Origin of the sequence: Bacillus halotolerans (assembly GCF_004006435.1) — a bacterium.
Classification (GTDB): domain Bacteria; phylum Bacillota; class Bacilli; order Bacillales; family Bacillaceae; genus Bacillus; species Bacillus halotolerans.
On the sequence record NZ_CP029364.1, the window covers coordinates 2,043,141 to 2,062,001 of the forward strand.

General features: G+C 37.2%; 20 protein-coding genes and 6 pseudogenes. 15 read left to right on the top strand and 11 right to left on the bottom strand.

Annotation, left to right across the window (positions count from 1 at the left end; translation table 11 throughout):
- Positions 1 to 108: 108 nt before the first annotated feature.
- From DIC78_RS21830 to fabF, 5 genes and pseudogenes are all read right to left on the bottom strand, one after another.
- The gene (locus DIC78_RS21830) at positions 109 to 678 is read right to left on the bottom strand and encodes a hypothetical protein (protein WP_223203898.1); all 570 of its coding nucleotides are present in this window, start codon (positions 676 to 678) and stop codon (positions 109 to 111) included.
- Positions 679 to 710: 32 nt separating this feature from the next.
- Positions 711 to 1,040: a recombinase family protein gene (locus DIC78_RS21835; protein WP_223255254.1), complete on the bottom strand. Its 330-nt coding sequence runs from the start codon at positions 1,038 to 1,040 to the stop codon at positions 711 to 713.
- A gap of 136 nt (positions 1,041 to 1,176) precedes the next feature.
- Positions 1,177 to 1,602, bottom strand: coding sequence for a recombinase family protein (locus tag DIC78_RS21840; protein WP_223203896.1), 426 nt, complete (start codon positions 1,600 to 1,602; stop codon positions 1,177 to 1,179).
- Positions 1,603 to 1,674: 72 nt separating this feature from the next.
- Positions 1,675 to 1,842: pseudogene (locus tag DIC78_RS10410) on the bottom strand (DUF255 domain-containing protein); the annotation flags it as partial.
- Between the two features lie 171 nt (positions 1,843 to 2,013).
- Positions 2,014 to 3,246, bottom strand: coding sequence for a beta-ketoacyl-ACP synthase II (fabF, locus tag DIC78_RS10415; protein WP_127696216.1), 1,233 nt, complete (start codon positions 3,244 to 3,246; stop codon positions 2,014 to 2,016).
- Between the two features lie 103 nt (positions 3,247 to 3,349).
- On the opposite strand from fabF, the gene DIC78_RS10420 reads away from it, so the two are divergent.
- A complete protein-coding gene (locus tag DIC78_RS10420; protein WP_010332646.1) occupies positions 3,350 to 4,186 on the top strand; it encodes a helix-turn-helix transcriptional regulator in 837 nt (278 codons plus the stop codon).
- A gap of 63 nt (positions 4,187 to 4,249) precedes the next feature.
- Here DIC78_RS10420 and DIC78_RS10425 read toward each other — a convergent pair.
- Positions 4,250 to 4,357, bottom strand: a pseudogene (locus tag DIC78_RS10425) (DUF255 domain-containing protein); the annotation flags it as partial.
- 55 nt (positions 4,358 to 4,412) lie between these two features.
- On the opposite strand from DIC78_RS10425, the pseudogene DIC78_RS10430 reads away from it, so the two are divergent.
- Positions 4,413 to 4,493, top strand: a pseudogene (locus DIC78_RS10430) (hypothetical protein); the annotation flags it as partial.
- Between the two features lie 278 nt (positions 4,494 to 4,771).
- Here the strand turns inward: DIC78_RS10430 and DIC78_RS10435 are convergent.
- From DIC78_RS10435 to DIC78_RS10445, 3 genes are all read right to left on the bottom strand, one after another.
- Positions 4,772 to 5,662 carry an AraC family transcriptional regulator gene (locus DIC78_RS10435; RefSeq protein ID WP_106019905.1) on the bottom strand — a complete coding sequence of 297 codons (891 nt, stop codon included), beginning with the start codon at positions 5,660 to 5,662 and terminating at the stop codon, positions 4,772 to 4,774.
- 95 nt (positions 5,663 to 5,757) lie between these two features.
- The gene (locus DIC78_RS10440; RefSeq protein ID WP_106019904.1) at positions 5,758 to 6,447 is read right to left on the bottom strand and encodes a DUF554 domain-containing protein; all 690 of its coding nucleotides are present in this window, start codon (positions 6,445 to 6,447) and stop codon (positions 5,758 to 5,760) included.
- A gap of 90 nt (positions 6,448 to 6,537) precedes the next feature.
- Positions 6,538 to 7,350 carry a MerR family transcriptional regulator gene (locus DIC78_RS10445; RefSeq protein ID WP_127696218.1) on the bottom strand — a complete coding sequence of 271 codons (813 nt, stop codon included), beginning with the start codon at positions 7,348 to 7,350 and terminating at the stop codon, positions 6,538 to 6,540.
- Between the two features lie 507 nt (positions 7,351 to 7,857).
- Here DIC78_RS10445 and DIC78_RS22050 point away from each other — a divergent pair.
- The 12 genes and pseudogenes from DIC78_RS22050 to DIC78_RS10510 all read left to right on the top strand — a co-directional run.
- A pseudogene (locus DIC78_RS22050) lies at positions 7,858 to 8,073 on the top strand (TetR/AcrR family transcriptional regulator); the annotation flags it as partial.
- Positions 8,072 to 8,373 (top strand): annotated as a pseudogene (locus DIC78_RS22160) (zinc-binding dehydrogenase); the annotation flags it as partial. The pseudogenes DIC78_RS22050 and DIC78_RS22160, both read left to right, overlap by 2 nt.
- Before the next feature lie 10 nt (positions 8,374 to 8,383).
- A complete protein-coding gene (locus DIC78_RS10460; protein ID WP_127696220.1) occupies positions 8,384 to 9,388 on the top strand; it encodes an NADP-dependent oxidoreductase in 1,005 nt (334 codons plus the stop codon).
- A 211-nt stretch (positions 9,389 to 9,599) separates the two neighbouring features.
- Positions 9,600 to 9,764, top strand: a pseudogene (locus DIC78_RS10465) (tryptophan--tRNA ligase); the annotation flags it as partial.
- Between the two features lie 223 nt (positions 9,765 to 9,987).
- A complete protein-coding gene (locus DIC78_RS10470; protein ID WP_106019901.1) occupies positions 9,988 to 10,563 on the top strand; it encodes a TetR/AcrR family transcriptional regulator in 576 nt (191 codons plus the stop codon).
- A gap of 110 nt (positions 10,564 to 10,673) precedes the next feature.
- A complete protein-coding gene (locus DIC78_RS10475) occupies positions 10,674 to 11,522 on the top strand; it encodes an alpha/beta fold hydrolase (RefSeq protein WP_106021829.1) in 849 nt (282 codons plus the stop codon).
- Between the two features lie 14 nt (positions 11,523 to 11,536).
- Positions 11,537 to 12,595, top strand: a complete 1,059-nt coding sequence (locus tag DIC78_RS10480; RefSeq protein WP_106019899.1) for an alkene reductase — start codon at positions 11,537 to 11,539, stop codon at positions 12,593 to 12,595.
- A 108-nt stretch (positions 12,596 to 12,703) separates the two neighbouring features.
- On the top strand, positions 12,704 to 12,862 hold the full coding sequence (locus DIC78_RS21570; RefSeq protein WP_164848138.1) for a hypothetical protein: 159 nt from the start codon (positions 12,704 to 12,706) through the stop codon (positions 12,860 to 12,862).
- A gap of 75 nt (positions 12,863 to 12,937) precedes the next feature.
- Positions 12,938 to 13,723, top strand: coding sequence for an SDR family NAD(P)-dependent oxidoreductase (locus DIC78_RS10485; protein WP_087990794.1), 786 nt, complete (start codon positions 12,938 to 12,940; stop codon positions 13,721 to 13,723).
- Positions 13,724 to 14,049: 326 nt separating this feature from the next.
- Positions 14,050 to 14,799: an SDR family NAD(P)-dependent oxidoreductase gene (locus DIC78_RS10495; RefSeq protein WP_106019898.1), complete on the top strand. Its 750-nt coding sequence runs from the start codon at positions 14,050 to 14,052 to the stop codon at positions 14,797 to 14,799.
- Positions 14,800 to 14,823: 24 nt separating this feature from the next.
- Positions 14,824 to 14,967, top strand: a complete 144-nt coding sequence (locus DIC78_RS21675) for a hypothetical protein (protein ID WP_240671137.1) — start codon at positions 14,824 to 14,826, stop codon at positions 14,965 to 14,967.
- Between the two features lie 418 nt (positions 14,968 to 15,385).
- On the top strand, positions 15,386 to 16,399 hold the full coding sequence (locus DIC78_RS10510; RefSeq protein WP_106019897.1) for an NADP-dependent oxidoreductase: 1,014 nt from the start codon (positions 15,386 to 15,388) through the stop codon (positions 16,397 to 16,399).
- A 476-nt stretch (positions 16,400 to 16,875) separates the two neighbouring features.
- Here DIC78_RS10510 and DIC78_RS10515 read toward each other — a convergent pair whose 3' ends face one another.
- Positions 16,876 to 17,286: a hypothetical protein gene (locus tag DIC78_RS10515; protein WP_106019896.1), complete on the bottom strand. Its 411-nt coding sequence runs from the start codon at positions 17,284 to 17,286 to the stop codon at positions 16,876 to 16,878.
- Between the two features lie 100 nt (positions 17,287 to 17,386).
- Positions 17,387 to 18,010, bottom strand: coding sequence for a flavin reductase family protein (locus DIC78_RS10520; protein ID WP_095712564.1), 624 nt, complete (start codon positions 18,008 to 18,010; stop codon positions 17,387 to 17,389).
- Between the two features lie 89 nt (positions 18,011 to 18,099).
- Between DIC78_RS10520 and DIC78_RS10525 the strand changes: the two genes are divergently transcribed.
- Entirely contained in the window at positions 18,100 to 18,780 is a 681-nt protein-coding gene (locus DIC78_RS10525) for an ArsR/SmtB family transcription factor (RefSeq protein ID WP_127696222.1), read from the top strand.
- Positions 18,781 to 18,861 lie beyond the last annotated feature (81 nt).

Consider the following 18,861-nt stretch of genomic DNA (forward strand, 5'->3'; position numbering starts at 1 on the left):
AGATTATGAAGAGGTTAAGGAAAAAGAGACAAAGTTAGAGGAGTAGACACAATGTGTTTGCTCCTCTATTTTTTTTGTTTGTAAATGTTTGATTATGTTTATTCAACTTTAATCTATCCATTCTATATTTAATGATGGCGGTTTATTGCTACTTTTAGGATAATGCCATATTACCTTACTTATAAATGATGTAAGTCCTTCATTTATTTTCGTATCATCTAGCTGTTTCCAATTGTTAAGAAAGTGATCTAGTCGCTCAACGAGTAATTCTTTTGCCTTTATTTCATCTTCTTGAGTTATATTTTCTGTTTCCTCTAATTCTAATTGAAGTTTATCTAATTTTCGTGAACGTATCTTTTTTCTTTCCTTAAATTCTTTTAAATCAATTAAGTCTTCCTCTAATTGTATCTGAAGCATTTTCAGCGCTTTTTGAACTATCCTTATTCGTTCTTCAATCATTTGTATTTTGATAGCTTTGGAATCAAAAGGTTTGCCTACTTCTTTTAAATTTTGGAGTTCAGCAATTATTTCTTCCCGCCTAATTTTTATTCTATTTATTATAAGATCCATCATAGTATTGTAATTTAAACCTCTGTTATAGCATTTGTTGCCTAACGGGTCTTTTCTATTGCAAGGTTTAAGTTCCTTTTTTTGTCTTCGATTCTTTCTAATGGTCACTGAGTGAGTTCTTCCACATATTGCGCATTTAATTAAATTTGACAAACCGTGTCTTCGTTGTCTTGCTGGGGCAAGATTCTGTCTAAGGTCCAACTTGTCATTGGCTTGGTTCCACGTTTCTTCATCAATAATGCAGAGTTTATTGCATCCTTAACTATGATCCATTGTTCTTTCGGTCTCATCTTTCCTTGATGAACATTTCTTCCTTTTAAACGATTAGATACTATCCATCCTTTATAAATTTCAGATCGTATCATTCTCTGAACGCTTACATCACTGAATATGTTTCCTTTTTTAGTTCTAAATCCTAGCTGGTTTAAGTTTATAGCGATATTATCTACACCAATACCATCTATAACCATCTGAAAAGCAATTTAACACCTTTTGCTTGTTGTTTATCAATTTCCACTCTTTTTTCTAATGGATTATAAATATAACCAAATGGCGGAGTTCCGTTTGACCACCTACCTAACTTGGCACTATCTTTTTTCCCCTTCCTTAGCTCGCCTTTATATTTTCATACTCCCAATTGTTTACGAACCCAGTGAATTTCAATGCTTGCCAATCTTCTTGAATCTCTAAGTCATATACTCGTTCGCTATCGGTAACAAAGAGGACATCTTCTTGTCTTAATAAACTCATAAATTTAGGTGTCTCGGCATCGTCTCTAGTAACACGTGCAAGATTTACAGATAAAACAGCATCAAAAAGATTCTCTTTGATTTCGCAGATCATTTTTTGATATTCAGGTCGATTTTCATCCATTGAACTGCCAACTTCTTGAAATAATTTGGTCTCCCAGTTATATTTTTTTGCAATATCTAACAAGCGTTTTCTGTGTTTTGCTAAGGTTTCTTCGCCTTCATTATTACGTGATTTTCTGAGGTATATGGCGACTCGTTTTATTTTGTCTTTTAGTTCCATATAATACCACCTTTCGTATATAATATAATGTTATTATATTTTTAGGTGGCTATTTTTACGAACGTGGCATCAATGACATGTCGAATAGCCGACACTGACCAGAACCGGCTTGTTTTCGCGTTTTGCTTTTTCGAAGGCTTCTTCTCCCCAAGGGTACCAGTCTACGGGGTTATGGGCATGTTGAAGTAAATAAGGAGACTTCTCAGCGATTAATCTATTGGGTTTACTTTTATTTGGCATGGGATCACCTTCTTTCTAAATGTTTTTTAAAGTATTCTCTTTCCTCTATTTAATATACCAGATAGTTAAGACCCGTCATCATTTGTCTGTGAGGTATTCCATAATGAAAATCAAGGGCTATAAACCCTTGATAGATTCATTATTTCACCTTTGAACTATAAAGATGGGTCTTCAATCGTAATGCTTTAACACGATTGCTGAATTATGTCCTCCGAAACCAAAAGAATTTGATAGCCCATATTTCAATGGAAGGTGTCTCGCTTCTGATACAACATCTAAGTCGCAATCTGGATCTTGATTCTCTACATTAATAGTTGGTGGAATAATTCCTCGTCTCAAACTTTCCACTAAAGCAATTGCTTCTACTCCGCCAGCAGCACCAAGCATGTGCCCAGTCATTGACTTGTTTGCAGTTGTTGGAAGTTTACATGAATGTTCACCAAATAATTTCTTAATAGCTAGAACTTCTGAACGATCACCTACTTGTGTACTTGTTGCATGAGCACTAATAACATCAATTTCACCTGTTGATATATTTGCACTTCTCAATGCTTTTTTCATGGCTAAGTAGGCACCCTTACCTTCTGGGTGTGATGCTACCATATGATGAGCATCTGAACTAGCTCCGTACCCCACTACTTCACATAATATCGGCGCATCTCGAAGAATAGCGTTTTCTAATGATTCTAATACTAAGATACCTGCGCCTTCACTCATAACAAAGCCATCTCTATCTGTATCGAACGGACGGCTGGCTCGATTTGGATTTTGGTTTCTTGTAGATAGTGCATGGGCGTTTCCAAAACTAGCCAAAGATATCTGTGTGATTGCAGCTTCTGCTCCACCGGCAAATATAATATCTGCTTCATCATTTCGGATAGCATTGAAAGCTTCACCAATAGAGGTATTCCCGATTGAACAGGCTGTGACTGGTGATAATGATGGTCCTTGTGCTCCTAATCTTATGCTTATCTGGGCCGCAGCTGCATTTGATATCATCATTGGTACAAGGCTAGGGCTTACTCTCGCGGGACCTCGTTTATTTAATACATCCACATTATCAACAAGCGATTGTATGCCACCGATTCCTGAACCAACATATACCCCTAAACGTTCAAGATCAACCTTATCTAACTGTAATTGTGAATGTTCTAATGCTTGTTCGGCTGCTGCTAAGGCAAACTGACTAAAACGATCTAATCGTTTTGCTTCTTTTCTCCCCAATATTTCATCTGCATCGAAATCACGAACGATTCCGGCTATCTTTGTTTTATAATCAGCAGTATCAAAAGAATCAATTAGAGATATTCCCGAGTGTCCTTTAACTAGTTGATTCCAAAAGCTGTTTACATCATTTCCTAGTGGAGAAATAACTCCCATTCCAGTAATGACAACTCTTTTCATGATCATTCCCTCCTCGTTTTTATTAACTTTAGCTATTGTGTTATCCTATTACAAGTTGTTGTTTATCCTAGTATAATTAATACTATTTTAAAGGGAGATCTTAATGAAACCTGAAACAAGACTTCAAGCTTTATCAGAATTTCTAAAGAACCAACGTTCGAAAATTACTCCCCAAATGGTTGGTTTACCTGTAGGAACCCGCAGAAGAACACCAGGACTAAGAAGAGAAGAAGTGGCTCAACTAGCCGGTGTAAGTCTTACTTGGTATACATGGTTAGAACAAGGCAGAGATATAAAAGTATCTACTTCGGTATTAGATGCTATTTCTCGAGCATTACAATTAAATAACGATGAAAGGAGATATTTGTATGCTCTAGCGTTAGAGGAAGGAGTGAAACAACCCTTTATAAATGAGAAGGAGAAGGAAATCAGTCCGGCTTTAGTAAAAATGTTGCAGGAACTTCGTTATTGCCCAACGATTATATCAGATAGAAGAAGCCAGATTGTTGGGTGGAATCAAGCAGCAGCTAATGTATTTTTGGATTTTGAACAAATCAATCCGGCAGAAAGGAATATAATACGCTTACTATTCGCAAGAAAGGAATTTAAAAGTTTAGCAGTGAATTGGGAGCATTTTGTTAGAGGATATATCGCAATATTTAGAACGTATTATGGACAGTATGTGGCTGATGACTGGTATGAGCAATTTATACAAGAAATGGAACAGGCATATCCCGAGTTTCGTAAAATTTGGAATGAAAATGAGATAAGCTCTGCTCCTGAAGTATTAATTGAGTTTCGTCATGCTAAGGTAGGTAAAATGTTGTTTAATCTTACTTCATTACAGGTGCATGGGGATACTGATTTAAGATGCAGCGTCTATACTCCAGTTGAGGATACTGAAACTGAGCTTAAGTTAAAACGTTTAATTGAAGGCTAGCTATGAGAAATTCATTTCCTAATGTGCATTAAATGACAATGTTCTTTAGAATAGCCAAGGTTAGCTATACCCAATAGATACGAGAACCGGCTTATTTTCACGTTTTGCTTTTTCGAAGGCTTCTTCTCCCCACGGGTACCAGTCTACTGGGTGGTGGGCGTGTTGAAGCAAATACGGTGATTACTCAGCGATTAATCTATTGGGTTTATTGTTATTTGGCATGGGATCACCTTCTCTCTACAGAGTCAGGAAAAATGTAGAACGTGATTGGGAATATGTGAAGAAGGGAAACAAAAGGGATTACTAAAGTACAATTTTTCACCTTTAAAAATTTAAAGTGCATTATATGGTATAATCCCTTCAATAAAAATATGCAGTGGCCAAATACAAGTCCTGAATGACATAAAGATAATGTTCTCTTAATTTGCAGAATGAAAAGCAGACGCTGCATTATAAAAAAACATACCAAATAAAGAATATTGGTATGTTTTTATTTTCTGTATATATAATTTGAAAAAACCTTATAGTTACTCATCATGTGTGCGATTACTTTAATTGTTTGCTAAAAGAACCTTCAATTCTTCTTCATTTATCGTAAAACTTATTTTTTTTTAAGATCGGTATCCAAATTTCACTTTTAAAAGAAGGGGATGTTATATCTTTATGCTCGTTCCACAGTATTTCTGGACCTTCTATTTGTTCATAATTTGACGATGGAAACCATTCAGAATAAATGCGTCCCCATACTTCTTGCAGTGTATCCGGAAATGGTCCGATTGCTTCGAATACAGCCCATGTTGAGGCAGGAACTTCAAGCTGTGAGAGGTTATTTGGACACTGTTTCGTTGTGGCTGCGCCAATATAGTGATCAAGCTCACCTTTCTCCTCTGTCCGGCCTTCAGAAAAGTTCGTGGAAGCACTAATGAGTCCCAAAGGCGCTACATTAGAAAGCTTTTTAAGTGTATTGATTGCTTCTTCATCTAAACTTTCCCACATGGATGCAATTTCCGGATTAACCCCTTTGAAAATAAGAGGAACTCTTTTTTTAATGCCAACGATGCGAAATGCTTCTTTTTCTTCAATGCGATAGTTCATTTCACTTCCTCCTTTGATTGATAACTGGAAGGTCATACGTGGATAAGCTTTAAGTGAATGGCCATTAAGTCTGGCTTTTGATGGTTTTATGCCATGCAAATTTTGGAATGCCCGTGCAAAAGAATCTGGTGAGTTATACCCGTACTTTATTGCAATGTCAATCACTTTTACATTGCTGTCTTTAAGCTCAAAAGCTGCAAGAGTAAGACGTCTGCGACGAATATATTCGGATAATGAAATACCAGAAAGGAAGGAAAACATCCTTTTAAAATGATATTCAGAGCAGAATGCAAGCTTTGCTGCTTCTTTAAAATCAATATCATTAGTGAGGTTTTCTTCAATATACTTTAATGCTTTATTCATACTTTTAAGCAAATCCATTTATTTGACCTCCTTTAACAAAAGAATAGCAGGGGTGAAATGTTTCTACCCGACATTCCGTGCACAGTTTTGCAGGTTAATTGTAGATTAAGGATTTAAAATGTTAATCCAAATACATGAATAATTAAAATTACAATAGGCGGAATCAACAGCGATGGCAGGAGGTTCAACGTTTTAAATTTTTTAATTCCCAGAATACTTAACCCTGAACTAAGGATTAATACACCGCCGACAATTGTGATTTCATTAATAAGGTCTGTATTTAATGCGCTTTCCATTAATTTTGCAAATAAATATATTGAGCCTTGCCAGGTAAATAATACAACCGCAGATGCTGCTATTCCAAAACCAAATGTGGAAGCGAGAACAATGGAAGTGATCCCATCTAATATACCGTTTGTTAGGAGATAAGTATAATCTTCGTGCAGAGCAGCGTTAACAGGGCCTAATATTGACAACGAGCCTATACAATATAATAAGATTGCAGTTGATAAACCTTCGGCTAAATTGCTTTTAGAGAACCTGTTGACTAAATTGTTAAATCTTAATTCTAGATTTATGCTCTGACCAATCAATCCTCCAATAGCTAAACTGACAATAAAAAGAATTGGGTATTTACTAGAAGGCAAATGCTGTGTAAAGGCGTTGATCCCTAGTCCAACTGCGGCGAATCCCATTGCCTGCATAAGTATCTCTTGGTACTCATCTTTCATTCCTTTTTTGAATATACCACCAATTAAACTTCCTGCAATGATCATAACTGTGTTAAAAATTGTTCCAAACATAGGCTATCTCCTCCAATAATAGTTCCTTTCAAAAAAATAAACCCTCAAGTTACTTGAGGGTCAAGTGTATGTGACAGCTATTAATTAAGTTTATTTGATTGGCAAAAGTATTTCAGTCACATAATTGTCTGGATTATTAGTTACCCCGTAATCAATCAGCGTTATTTCGATTGAGTCGCCAGCCAATTCATAATGATGCTTTTTCATATATGTAAGTAACATTTCGTAGTATTTTGCTGCTTCTGAATGTGACCCTTTAAATCTAATTTGCAGATATTCTCTTGAGGGGAAAGTGATTTCAGGTGAAGTTATTTCATCTTCATCTTCCAGAACCATAAATATACTGGAATATCGGTCAAACTGATTTGATTTTATATTTGTTGCTGAAATGGATAATCCTACTTTCCCTAAAAATAGATCTTTGTGGACTTTAAACTTAGTTCTCAATTCTGTTACCGGATACTCAATATCTTGACCAAGAATATATTCATGTTGTAAATACGCCACACGCAGTTCAGGAAGTTTGATTTTTGAAATTTCTTCTAGCGGCATATTAACTGCGTCTTCCATTTGTTTAATGCGGCGAGAGATCTTTCTCTCAATGCGTGCCAATTCCCTCTTTTTTCGGTCAATTTCAGTTTGCTGGCCTTTCAGCAAGTGAATCAGAGTATCTACCTCAAGAGAATTATAAAAATCAAGTAGTTTATTTATTGGCAAACCTAATGTCCTCAGGTACTTGATTGTACTCAATCTTTCAAATTGTTGTGTAGAATAATATCTGTAGTTATTATGTTCGTCTGTAAATTCTGGTTTTAAGAGACCAATTTCATCATAATACCTAAGAGTAGGTATGTTTACATTGAATAACTTAGATACTTCTCCAATAGAGAAAAATTCCTTCATCCTAACAACCTCTCTGTTATTAAAGCGTGTTTAGTGACTGTTTATGTACATCCACATTATATATGATGCAGTAACCCTAAAGGTAAAGTTTTCCCTTATATAGACGGCAATAACCAAGATTGAGTTGATAAATATTATATCTATTCTTTATCTGATTTGAATAGAAATAAGAAGGAGTGATATTCGTTACAATTCAGGTAATAGCACACCTAGCCAATTTTAAAGTTTTCGCCCTTGGTCTTAAAAAATATATAAAACACAGGATGAATTCTAAATTCTTTACCGATCGTTCTTAAATTTGATATACTTAAAACATGTTAGGTCTAACTGTTTTTCTTCTCAAATGAGAATGATCGTTCTTTAATTATTTAAGAATAGGGAGAGATGAATGATATAAAGTTATTGGTGCCCTAGTGCATCAATGATTCTCAGTACTTTATCAGTGTTAATAGATGATACGTTATATGGTGGGATTACATGGCCAGAAATAAAGAATTTTGATGAAAAATGGAGCTTTTCTGGGAACAGGGTTATGAAAAAACATCCATGCAAGATTTAGTGAACTATATGGGGGTTCACCGCAGAAGTATCTATGATACTTTTGGTGACAAACATACTTTATTTATGAGAGCTTTAAGTCACTTTGTAGAAGTAATGGAAGTGAGAATGAAGAATGAGGTGAAAACAGATGTAACGGTTAAGCAGGCTATACGAAAATTATTTGTCTCTCCGGACAGGACCAAATAAACGTTTCGGAAAAGACGGAAATTTCCCATTGTGGAAACAAAAGCTATTTTTCCTTGCTGGCGCAAAGTATGACCACAAAGCCAAGAAACACGACCTGAAATATCATTTTATCTTCGTTCGGACGGCACACAAACTTAAAAGGATTACCAAAATCATTGAAGAAAACAACATTGTTCCAGAGATTTATCCAACACTATTTCCATAGACAACGTAAATGAAGCGCTAGAACTAGTAGCAAACGGACGACCAAAAGGGAAAGTGATTATTAATTTTTAAGGGGGACATGATGAAAGCAGTCCAAATACACAGCTACTCGAAAAAGCTAGAAGCCCACATCAACGATGTTCCTATTCCAAGAATAAACAAACATCAAGTGTTAATCAAAACAAATGTGGCGGGCGTTGACCCACATCTTATATTGGCGATTACTGGAAAGGTTCGCGTTTTTGACCACTATGATTTCCCGTTGACACTCGGAAATGAACTTTCAGGTGTGATTGAAACGGTTGGTGAAGCGGTGACAGACTTTAATAAGGGCGACAGAGTATATGCGCTAATGCCACTAGATACAATGGGTGCCTTTGCAGAATATGTTGTGGCTGATGCAAATATCGTTGCGAAATTGCCAAAACATCTTACTTTTGAAGAAGGGGCTGCCATTCCATTATCGGCTCTGACAGTTGTTCAAGCATTCGATGTACTGAACGTGAAACCTGGCGCAAAACTGTTCATTCCTGGTGGAACAGGCGGATTTGGGCAGATTGCCATTCCGTTTGCGAAATCAAAGAAGCTTTTTGTAGCTGTCAGTGGTAGTGAATCAGCTCGTCATTTAGCGCTATCCATTGGTGCTGACCAGTTCATCGACTATCAGAAGCAAGATTATGTTGAGGTGCTGAAAGATTTCGATTACGTGATTGATACTCGTGGTGCAAGTGAGTTCAGGCATGAATTACGTGTTTTAAAACCTGGCGGAAAATTATTGTCATTGAATGCTGGTCCAAATACACGTTTTGCAATTCAGCATGGCGGATTTTCAACGTTGCAGAGGCTTCTTTTCGGTATGATCGGCATGCCGTTTGATATAGCGGCACATCTTCAACGGAAAACATATGATTTCTTATATGTTCAGCCAAATGGCAAACAACTAAAAAACATCACCCAGTGGATTGATGAAGCGGGCATCAAACCAACCATTGATTCGACATTTGCTTTTCGGCAAGTGAACGAAGCTATTGCCAAAATCGCAAAAGGGAAAGCTCAAGGAAAGATTCTTCTGATTATACAAGAGTGAGAAACAACAACATAAAATTGACAAATCGAACTATTTTAGTGATGGGCGGGACGTCAGGTATAGGCTATGCATGTGCGAAAAGTTTCTTGAAATGAGCAACACGGCGATTGTCACTAGTCGCTCGAAGTAAAACATTGACCAAGCAATCAAAGATAGCCTTAATTTAATCGGCATTGCTCTGCGGATGTCAGTCAAGTGAAGTCGGTTGACCAGTTGGATTTTATCTTCTATAACACCGAAAGGTTTAATGAATAGGGCTCATGCATACAAAGCAAAAGTAGACAAGAACAAAGAAGAAGGATTAGATGTGGATGCGGGTGTGACCATGGGGTTATATACCTATCTCATTTTAATGGCTGCTGATACTCTCCTGTTTTAGTCAGATTTTGTTCCCGTTGGAAAAGACCAAATTCAACATGTGGAGCAAATATATTGATGATTATTGGTTATTTATAATTCTTTACTTATCGTTCTAAAAAGGGTATGATTTAATCACGGTTTGAAATTTATGTGTTCATTTTAGAACGTTCATTCTATAATGGATTATGACGTTTGTTTTTGTTAGTATAGGTTCATTGATTTTTTTAAGGAGAAATAAAATGGCTAGAAGTAAAGAGTTTGACGAAAAAGCAGTATTAAGGAAAGCAATGGAGCTCTTCTGGGAACAGGGTTATGAAAAAACATCCATGCAAGATTTGGTGGATCATATGGGGATACACCGCAGGAGTATATATGACACATTTGGTGACAAGCGTTCATTGTTTTTAGCTTCCCTTAATCACTATGAAGAGCTCATCGTCAATGAGATGGAAAGCATAATTAGCAGCACTTCATCCATTAAACAGACGATACGTGATGTTTTTATTTTCGTACTGAATTCCATTGAACAATACCCAAAAGGTTGTCTATCAGTAAATGCAGCCATTGAATTATCTTTGTTAGACAAAGAAATTGGACGCATAGTTACAAAAATGTTTAACCGTACTGAAGATATGTTTAATAACCTTATAAAACGGGGCCAAACTAGTGGAGAGATATCAAAAGAAATCGATTCTGATAACATATCTCGTTTCTTACACAACAATTTGGTAGGTATAAGAGTACTAATAAAAACTAATTACAGTAAAAAAGAATTAGAAGGCATCATTACTCTAGCACTTTCAGTGTTGGACTAGCTTTCTTTTTTTATCCTATTTAGAACGTTCATTCTAAAATTAGCATGAAACAAACCATCATAATGCATACTTATAAAATCGTTTTTTAATTTCTAAGGAGGAACACAAAAATGACAAACTTTAAAATACCATCAGAATCAGAATTTATTGAAGCAGATGGAACTCGTTACGCATATAGAAAATTTGGTACACAAGATGGTATACCACTAGTATTTCTTGTTCACTTTAGAGGAACGATGGAAAACTGGGATCCAGACATGCTTGAACCTATTGCAAATAAACGCCCAGTAATCTTATTTGACAATAAAGGGGTTGGTGAGACAGATGGACTAACGCCTACTACAATTGCTGATATGGCAAAAGATACAGCAACATTTATAAAAACTCTTGGATTAGAACAAGTTGACATTCTTGGTTTTTCCATTGGTGGCATGGTTGCACAAGAGCTAGCTTTACAAGAAGGAGATTTAGTAAGAAAAATTATTATGGCAGGTACTTCGCCTGAATCTGGTATTAATCCAAATCCAGAGATTTTTGAAAGAATGAATCGTCACGGCGGAACGGAAGAAGATGGAATAAATGATTTTATGTTCTTTTTCTACGCACAAACCGAAACAAGTAAATCTGCAGGAATGGCTTCACTACAAAGAATTTTTAATCAGAAAAAAGTAAACAGTTCAGAACAAGTAAAAGAGGCACAATTACAAGCCATTGCAAAATGGGCTAAACAAAAATCTAATCATGATTATGAATGGTTACAAAACATCAAACACCCTGTACTTGTTACTAATGGTGTTAATGATGTAATGGTACCGACTAAAAACAGTTACATCTTAGCAGAGAAATTACCCAAAGCACAGCTGATTATATATCCTGATTCTGGTCACGGGCATCTGTTTCAATTTCCAGAACTATTTGCAGAACACGTAAATTTATTTCTTGATTCTAATTCTTATTAAAAAGGGGGATTCATATGAGCAGATTATTTGAAAAAGTTCGTATTGGAAACATTGACTTAAAAAATCGTATAGGTATGGCTCCGATGACTAGAAATAGAGCTTTACCAGATGGTACGCCGAGCGATTTAGTAGCAGAGTACTATGGTCAGCGTGCTTCAGTCGGTTTAATTATAAGCGAAGGAACCCAACCTTCAGATGATGGGCAAGGTTACACGAATACACCTGGTATTTATACAGAAAATCATATTAGAGGGTGGAAAAAAGTAACTTCTAAAGTTCATAGTGAAGGCGGTCATATTTTTATTCAGCTTATGCATGTGGGACGTGTATCACACCCTGATAACACACCTCACCACCGCCAAGCAGTTGCACCGTCAGCTATTGCACCTGGTGTAGAAATTTTCACGGCAGAAGGAATGAAAGAAATTCCAACACCAAGAGAATTGAGTGAGCTTGAGATAAAAGATGTTATCAATGAGTTTCGTTTAGCAGCACGTTCAGCAATTGAAGCTGGTGCAGACGGAGTTGAAATTCACGGAGCAAATGGTTATCTGATCCAACAATTCCTTAGTGAAAACTCCAATCATCGTCAAGATGCATACGGTGGTACGATTGAGGGGCGTTCTCGATTCGCTATTGAAGTAGCTAAAGCAGTTGTTGATGAAATAGGAGCAGAAAGAACAGGCATCCGTTTTTCTCCTCAAGGAACACTGCAAGGCATTGATGAGGGGGAAAATAGCCTTGAGATGTATCGCTATTTAATAAGTGAAATAAATAAGCTTAACCTTGCATATCTGCATTTAATGCACTTTGGAAACGAGCAATTCCTAAAAGATGTGCGCCAACTTTGGGATCAAGCACTTCTTGTTAACCGTCCAGGTCGTCCTCTAGATCAACTTTCGTCTGATGTAGATAATAATCTTGCAGATGTTGTCACAGTAGGCACTTGGGTACTAGCAAATCCAGACTTTGCAGAACGGATTCAATCAGGTGCTCGCCTAAACGAACCTGATAAAAACACGCTCTATGCAGGAGGAAAAGAAGGTTATACAGATTATCCTTTCTTAAAATGATTTATTTAATATGAATATCCCATCTAGGGAAGGGATATTCATATTCTTTTTTCTTAGGTTCGTTATGAACAGATACATGTGCGTTAAATAAAAATGTGGAAGATTGTAATGAAAGCTTTAGCGATTGAAAACTACGGTAAAAAACCAAATGTTTTAGACTTCCCTAAGCCTAAAATAAATAATGACGAGGTCTTAGTTGAGATATATGCGGCAAGTATAAATTCTCTTGATACAAAAATTCGAATTATGGATAACCTACATCCATAGTAACAACGCGCAGTAAGAAACGCTGTAAAACGTTTTAAAGGTTTAATTAAACTAAAAATGGAGGTGTGCTGTAAAATGAAAAAAACTGTTCTTATCACCGGGGTATCGGGTGGGATTGGCAAAGAGTTGGCGGATCGTTTCGCCAAGGGAGGATATAATTTGGTGCTGGTGGCGCGTAGCGAGGGTAAGCTTTTGGAGCTCGCGAAGGAATATCGGAAAAGATATGGCAGTCAAGCGACGGTCATCGCCAAGGATGTGGCGTCACCCGGCGTGCCGGAAGAGATTTTTGCGGAGCTCAAGGAGAAGGGAATCGTCGTCGACTATCTTGTCAATAATGCCGGCTTCGGTTTGTACGGGACGTTCTTGGAGACGCAGTTAGAACAAGAGACGAATATGATTGACGTCAATATCAAGGCTCTGACTGTTATGACGAAACTGTTCTTGCCGGATATGGTCAAACGGGGTCAAGGAGGCGTGATGAATGTGGCTTCGTTGGTGGCTTTCTTCCCGGGACCTATGATGTCGGTTTACTACGCAACGAAGGCGTACGTGCTGTCGTTCACCGAGGCTTTGGAGAACGAACTGAGCGGTACAGGGGTGACTGTGACGGCACTATGTCCGGGACTGACGTCAACCGGCTTCGTTGATCGTTCGGGTATTGGTGAATCGAAGTTGTTCCAGAGTGGTGCTATCATGGAGGCCGGGCAGGTGGCTGAGGAAGGGTACCGAGGCTTCTTACGTGGCAAGACGTTCATAATGCCAGGGGCTCGAAACCGGTTCATGGCATTCCTTCCACGGTTGATGCCACGCAAAATGGTGACCCGTATGGTCAGATCCACACAGCAAAGAACAGGGCATTGACCTAATTGAGGGTAACTAGGAGTGGAGTGGCAGTTGATTATGATCTGCCATCTAGCCAAGATCTCGTAATGGTAAATCGTTTACTAAAAAAGTTACAGAGACTTTTATAAAGACAGAAACCTTCTTATTTGATCTACTGAAATATGGTCAAGAACAAGGAGAAATTTCTAAACACTATGATATCAAAGGGCTTTCTCAATTTATTCATAATTCACTCGTAGGAATACAAGTATTAGCAAAAACAACAAATGATAAAAAAGAATTAGAAACCATTATCGGTTTGACTTTGTCAACCCAATCTGAAATATTTTTAAGGAGAGAATAATATGAAGTACACAGTTATTACAGGAGCAAGCTCAGGTATAGGATATGAGACAGCATTAGCATTTGCTGCTCGTGGCAAAAATTTAATTATTGTAGCTAGAAGATTAGATAAATTAGAAGAACTTAAATCAACCATTCAGAATCTAAATCCTGATTTAGATGTTATTATTCGTACAAGTGACCTATCTGTCACAGATCAGGCATATACACTGTATAACAGTTTAAAGGAGTATCAAATTGAGACTTGGATTAATAATGCTGGTCTTGGTGAAACCTCTTCTGTCATAGATCAGAATTTAGATAAAGTAGAAACCATGTTACGCGTTAACATAGAATCCTTGACAATCCTTTCTACACTATTTGTAAGAGATTATGCTGATGTAGAGGGAACTCAATTAATTAACGTATCCTCAGCACTTGGATATGTAATTGCTGTTGGCAGTGTTGCTTATTCTGCTTCTAAATATTATGTTAGTGCCTTCACCGAAGGGCTTGCAAAAGAACTTGAACTGAAAGGTGCGAAAATGAAGGCAAAAGTTTTAGCGCCAGCAATGACGGAAACAGAATTCGCAAAATATGCAAATGATATGAAAGAGTTTGATTACAAAGCAAATCTCCCTATGTACCACACAGCTAAGCAAATGGCAGGTTTTATGATAGAGGTTTATGACAAAGATGAAGTGGTGGGGGTTGTAGATGAAAACTATGAATTCAATTTGAGAAAGCCGATCTATCCAATACTAGTATGGTAACATAATCGTTTGGCGATGGCACCAATGACACGTAGCAGAGCGCAAGAAGATGGTACATCAGGAGAACTAAGTTCCCTTTATTATGCTCAAAGAGCATCTATAGGTTTACTTATTAGTGAAGGTACACAACCTCCTGATGGTACCAGTCGGTGCATGGTCATTAGCTAATTCGATTTAGTAGAACGGCTTAAAGAAGGTGCTCCATTGAACGAAGCAGACCCTACAACATTCTTTGATGCCGGAAGCAAGGGTTATACGGATTATCCTACGTGAAAGAATTAGAATCTCAGAAAGGATAAGTATAACTTATGGCAAATATCAAGGTTCCACAAACAGTTTGGGACTGGGAAGTGACACTCTATTTTTGTAACGAAAAAAAGGAATAAAAAGTAGTTTTTGGATTGAATCTACAAAATTGCTTAAAAATGTCATGAAGCTGAAAAATGCTTGACGCATGAATTGCGCTACACTGGCAGACGTATACTGCATTCGGACGCTATGGGCTGATGAACTCTAACATCTGTTCCACCGATTGAGTGCGGGAACACCGGCTGTAATAATCTCAAGGAAGGATGCTAATGAAAAAATGAAAACACTCATGAAAGCAGCTCAGATCACCAAGTATTCAAAAAATATCCATGCCAAAGTCAATGACATTCCAATTCCAGAAATCGATGAAAACGAAGTCTTGGTAAAGGTCAAAGCTGCGGCGGTCAATCCACTCGAAATGTTAATAATGACAGGCAGCGTGAAACTGATTCAAGATTATGAATTCCCATTAACGCTTGGTAATGAATTGACAGGAGTTATCGAAAAAGTCGGAAAAAAAGTGACGGAATTTAACGTAGGAGATGCCATCTATACACGTCTCCCGCTCGAAAAAATTGGTGCTTTTGCGGAATATGCCGCAATTGACGCTGCCGCGATTGCACCCATGCCAAAAAATTTGTCTTACGTGGAAGCCGCTGCTGCACCACTGGCTGGACTCACAGCGTATCAAGGTCTGCATGAAGAACTTGAGGCACAGTCAGGTAAATCTGTCTTCATTCCAGGTGGATCAGGCAGCTTTGGTCAAATGGCTGTACCAATCGCAAAGGCAATGGGCCTAAATGTCATTGTTAGTGGCAGCTCAGAAGCGCGCGAACGCACTTTGGAAATGGGTGCAGACCAATATTTAGATTATACAATAGAAAACTATGTTGACTTGTTGTCGAATGTGGATTACGTGATGGATACACTGGGACCTAAAGAATTTGACAGTGAATTGAGTATTATCAAACCGGGCGGAAGATTGCTCTCTCTCCGTACAGGACCAAATAAACGTTTCGGAAAAGACCGAAATTTCCCATCGTGGAAACAAATGCTATTTTCCCTTGCTGGTGCAAAGTTTGACCGCAAAGCCAAGAAACAAAACGTGGAATACCATTTTATCTTCGTTCGTTCTGACGGCGCACAACTTAAAGAGATTACCAAAATCATTGAAGAAAATAACATTGTTCCAGCAATTCATCCAACACGATTTACCATAGACAACGTAAACGAAGCACTAAAACTAGTCGCAAATGGACGACCAAAAGGGAAAGTGATTATTCAATTTTAAGGGGAATATAAGGAAAGCAGTCAAAAAGTTGAGATCATTTATGTGAAGGATTTTGAAACAAACCGCGAGTTCTGCCGATTAAGAAATGGAAAAGATAAAAAGCCAGGTCAGATCATAGAAAAACTTCAGCAAGCCGGAGTCCTGTATCAGTAATGATAAAACATGGAGAACTAGCCATTTCAATTGTTTCTTATAAAAAATATTGGAATGAAATGGAGACAGGTGCTTACTCTAACAGACATATCACCAATGACACGTTATTACACGTAGCCACTACTGAGAAATTTAACATAACAAAAACAGCAGACTTCTTCAGGAATCTGCTGTTTTGATCATATTATCAAATTATTCGATAGAGTGATAGATAAGATCGAAATTACAACACTGAGAAAATTTAAAACTATCCCAGACAAACAACTATTAGTAAAAGACAAATCAAAACCTTAAACGTTTATATTACATCTAACGTTTCCTTACTATTCTTGAGATAAATAATTGAAATCCGTTTCTTCAAATTCAGGAAGTTTTTTGTCAATTTTTAAAGCGGACAATAACTCTTGAACATATTCACGAATAGCTAGCATATCAAATGGGAAATCGAAATCAAATTCCTCTGTAACAGTTAAAGTGTCCATTACATATGAACAATTATGTTTCATACCCAATAGATCATCATTAAAACGTAGCACAGCTTGATATGATGAATCAGGTAGCTCAAAGTGAGAAATCAAATAAACATTAATATTGTTACCTTCTTCAGAATCTGGCAGTCTTTCATCAACGTATAATAAAAAAGCACATCTCTCATCATCGTTTAATTCTACTTGAAAGAATTCAAAATCTCTTAATCTCAATAAACGTTTAAATCTCGTATTTGAAATTCTCATTTTCAATATCTCCGTTTTTATTTTAAGCTGTTACTACCTATTTCCATTGAAACATTGAAGGGGTATAATACGCAATTCCCCATTAAATGTTTATTTTGAGTCATGTTTCCGAACGAAAGGTTTTTCCTATTTCTTTTCCTAAACCAAAATAGTGTCTGAAATTATAAATAAGCGGACTCCATTTTGAAGGGTTAATGTGGTTGTCGTTTAATATGATCTTTTCCTCGGCATGAAAATGTAAAGCTTGTGTTTCCACAATCGCAAATGATGGTTCGTAATCTGGTATCCGAATATGTTTCACTTCTGCTTCTATTTGGATAGGGCATTCTTTAATCCTTGTTGGTGCTACTGTCATTGATGGTAAAGGTGTTAACCCTGCCGCTTCGTATTTCTCTTTTTTGTAAGTAAACCCGAGCTGTTTCTTCAAAGGCGGGATATTCTTTTTTCCGCTAAAAGACGAAATTTTTTCAACGTTTTTCCATAAATCGGGGCTGGGCAAGTTAATGACACATTCTTTGTGTCTCTTTATATTTTCAATAGCTTTTCCTCCTAGTCCTACTCCCAGAACAATATAGTTTCCAAGCGCCCACGAGGAAGACATCGGACTAATATTGGTGGTTCCATCTTCATTCAAAGTGGAAAGAAGGAATGTTGACGTGCCATAGTACATAATGTTTGGTTTGATTTCTTTAAAATGAAGGGTGTCTTGTTTTTCACTGTTCAACGCTTAATGCCTCCTAATCATTATTTATTCATATTGTAAAGGTTTAACATTTCAACTATCATCGAAATATGAATGTAAGGAGGAGAATGATGAATCCTAATATTGCAAAGGTTGCTTCGTTACTATCTGACCCCACGCGTTCTTCTATTCTTTTGAGCCTTATGGATGGAAGAATACACCCTGCTGGAGAGCTTGCATATTTCGCTAAAATCAAGCCTCAAACTGCGAGCTTTCACCTGCAAAAATTACTTGAAGCACAGCTCATCAGTGTAGAGAAGCATGGAAGACATCGGTATTATAAATTGGCTTGCGCCGATGCTGCAAAAGTGATCGAACAATTGCTAAGTATTTCGCCTGATTCAAAAGTGAAGTCTTTCAATGATTCAAAAGAAAAAAGTGATTTACACTTTGCCCGTACCTGTTATGATCATCTGGCTGGTTATATCGGCGTGCAAGTGACACATTCATTAGTCGAGCAGGGCTTCTTACGAAAAACGGATTTACACTTTGAGGTCACTTCAGAAGGCTCTTTGTTTTTAAAGGATTTTGGAGTCGACGAAGAAAAACAAAGAAATAAGAGGAGAGCTTTTGCGCTTTGCTGTTTAGATTGGAGCGAGCGGCAGCATCATTTAGCAGGCGCTTTGGGACATGCATTATTAGACAGGATGCTAGAACTGCAATGGATTGTGCGTATGCCTAAAACTAGAGCTATTAAGGTTACACAAAACGGAAAAGCTGCATTTGAGAAATACTTTAAATTGAGTATCTAAGATTTGAATGGAAAACATACTTCCTCCATCAAAAGTGGAGAAAGCAGATGGGTGCCATATTCATATGAGTAGCGGAACGCA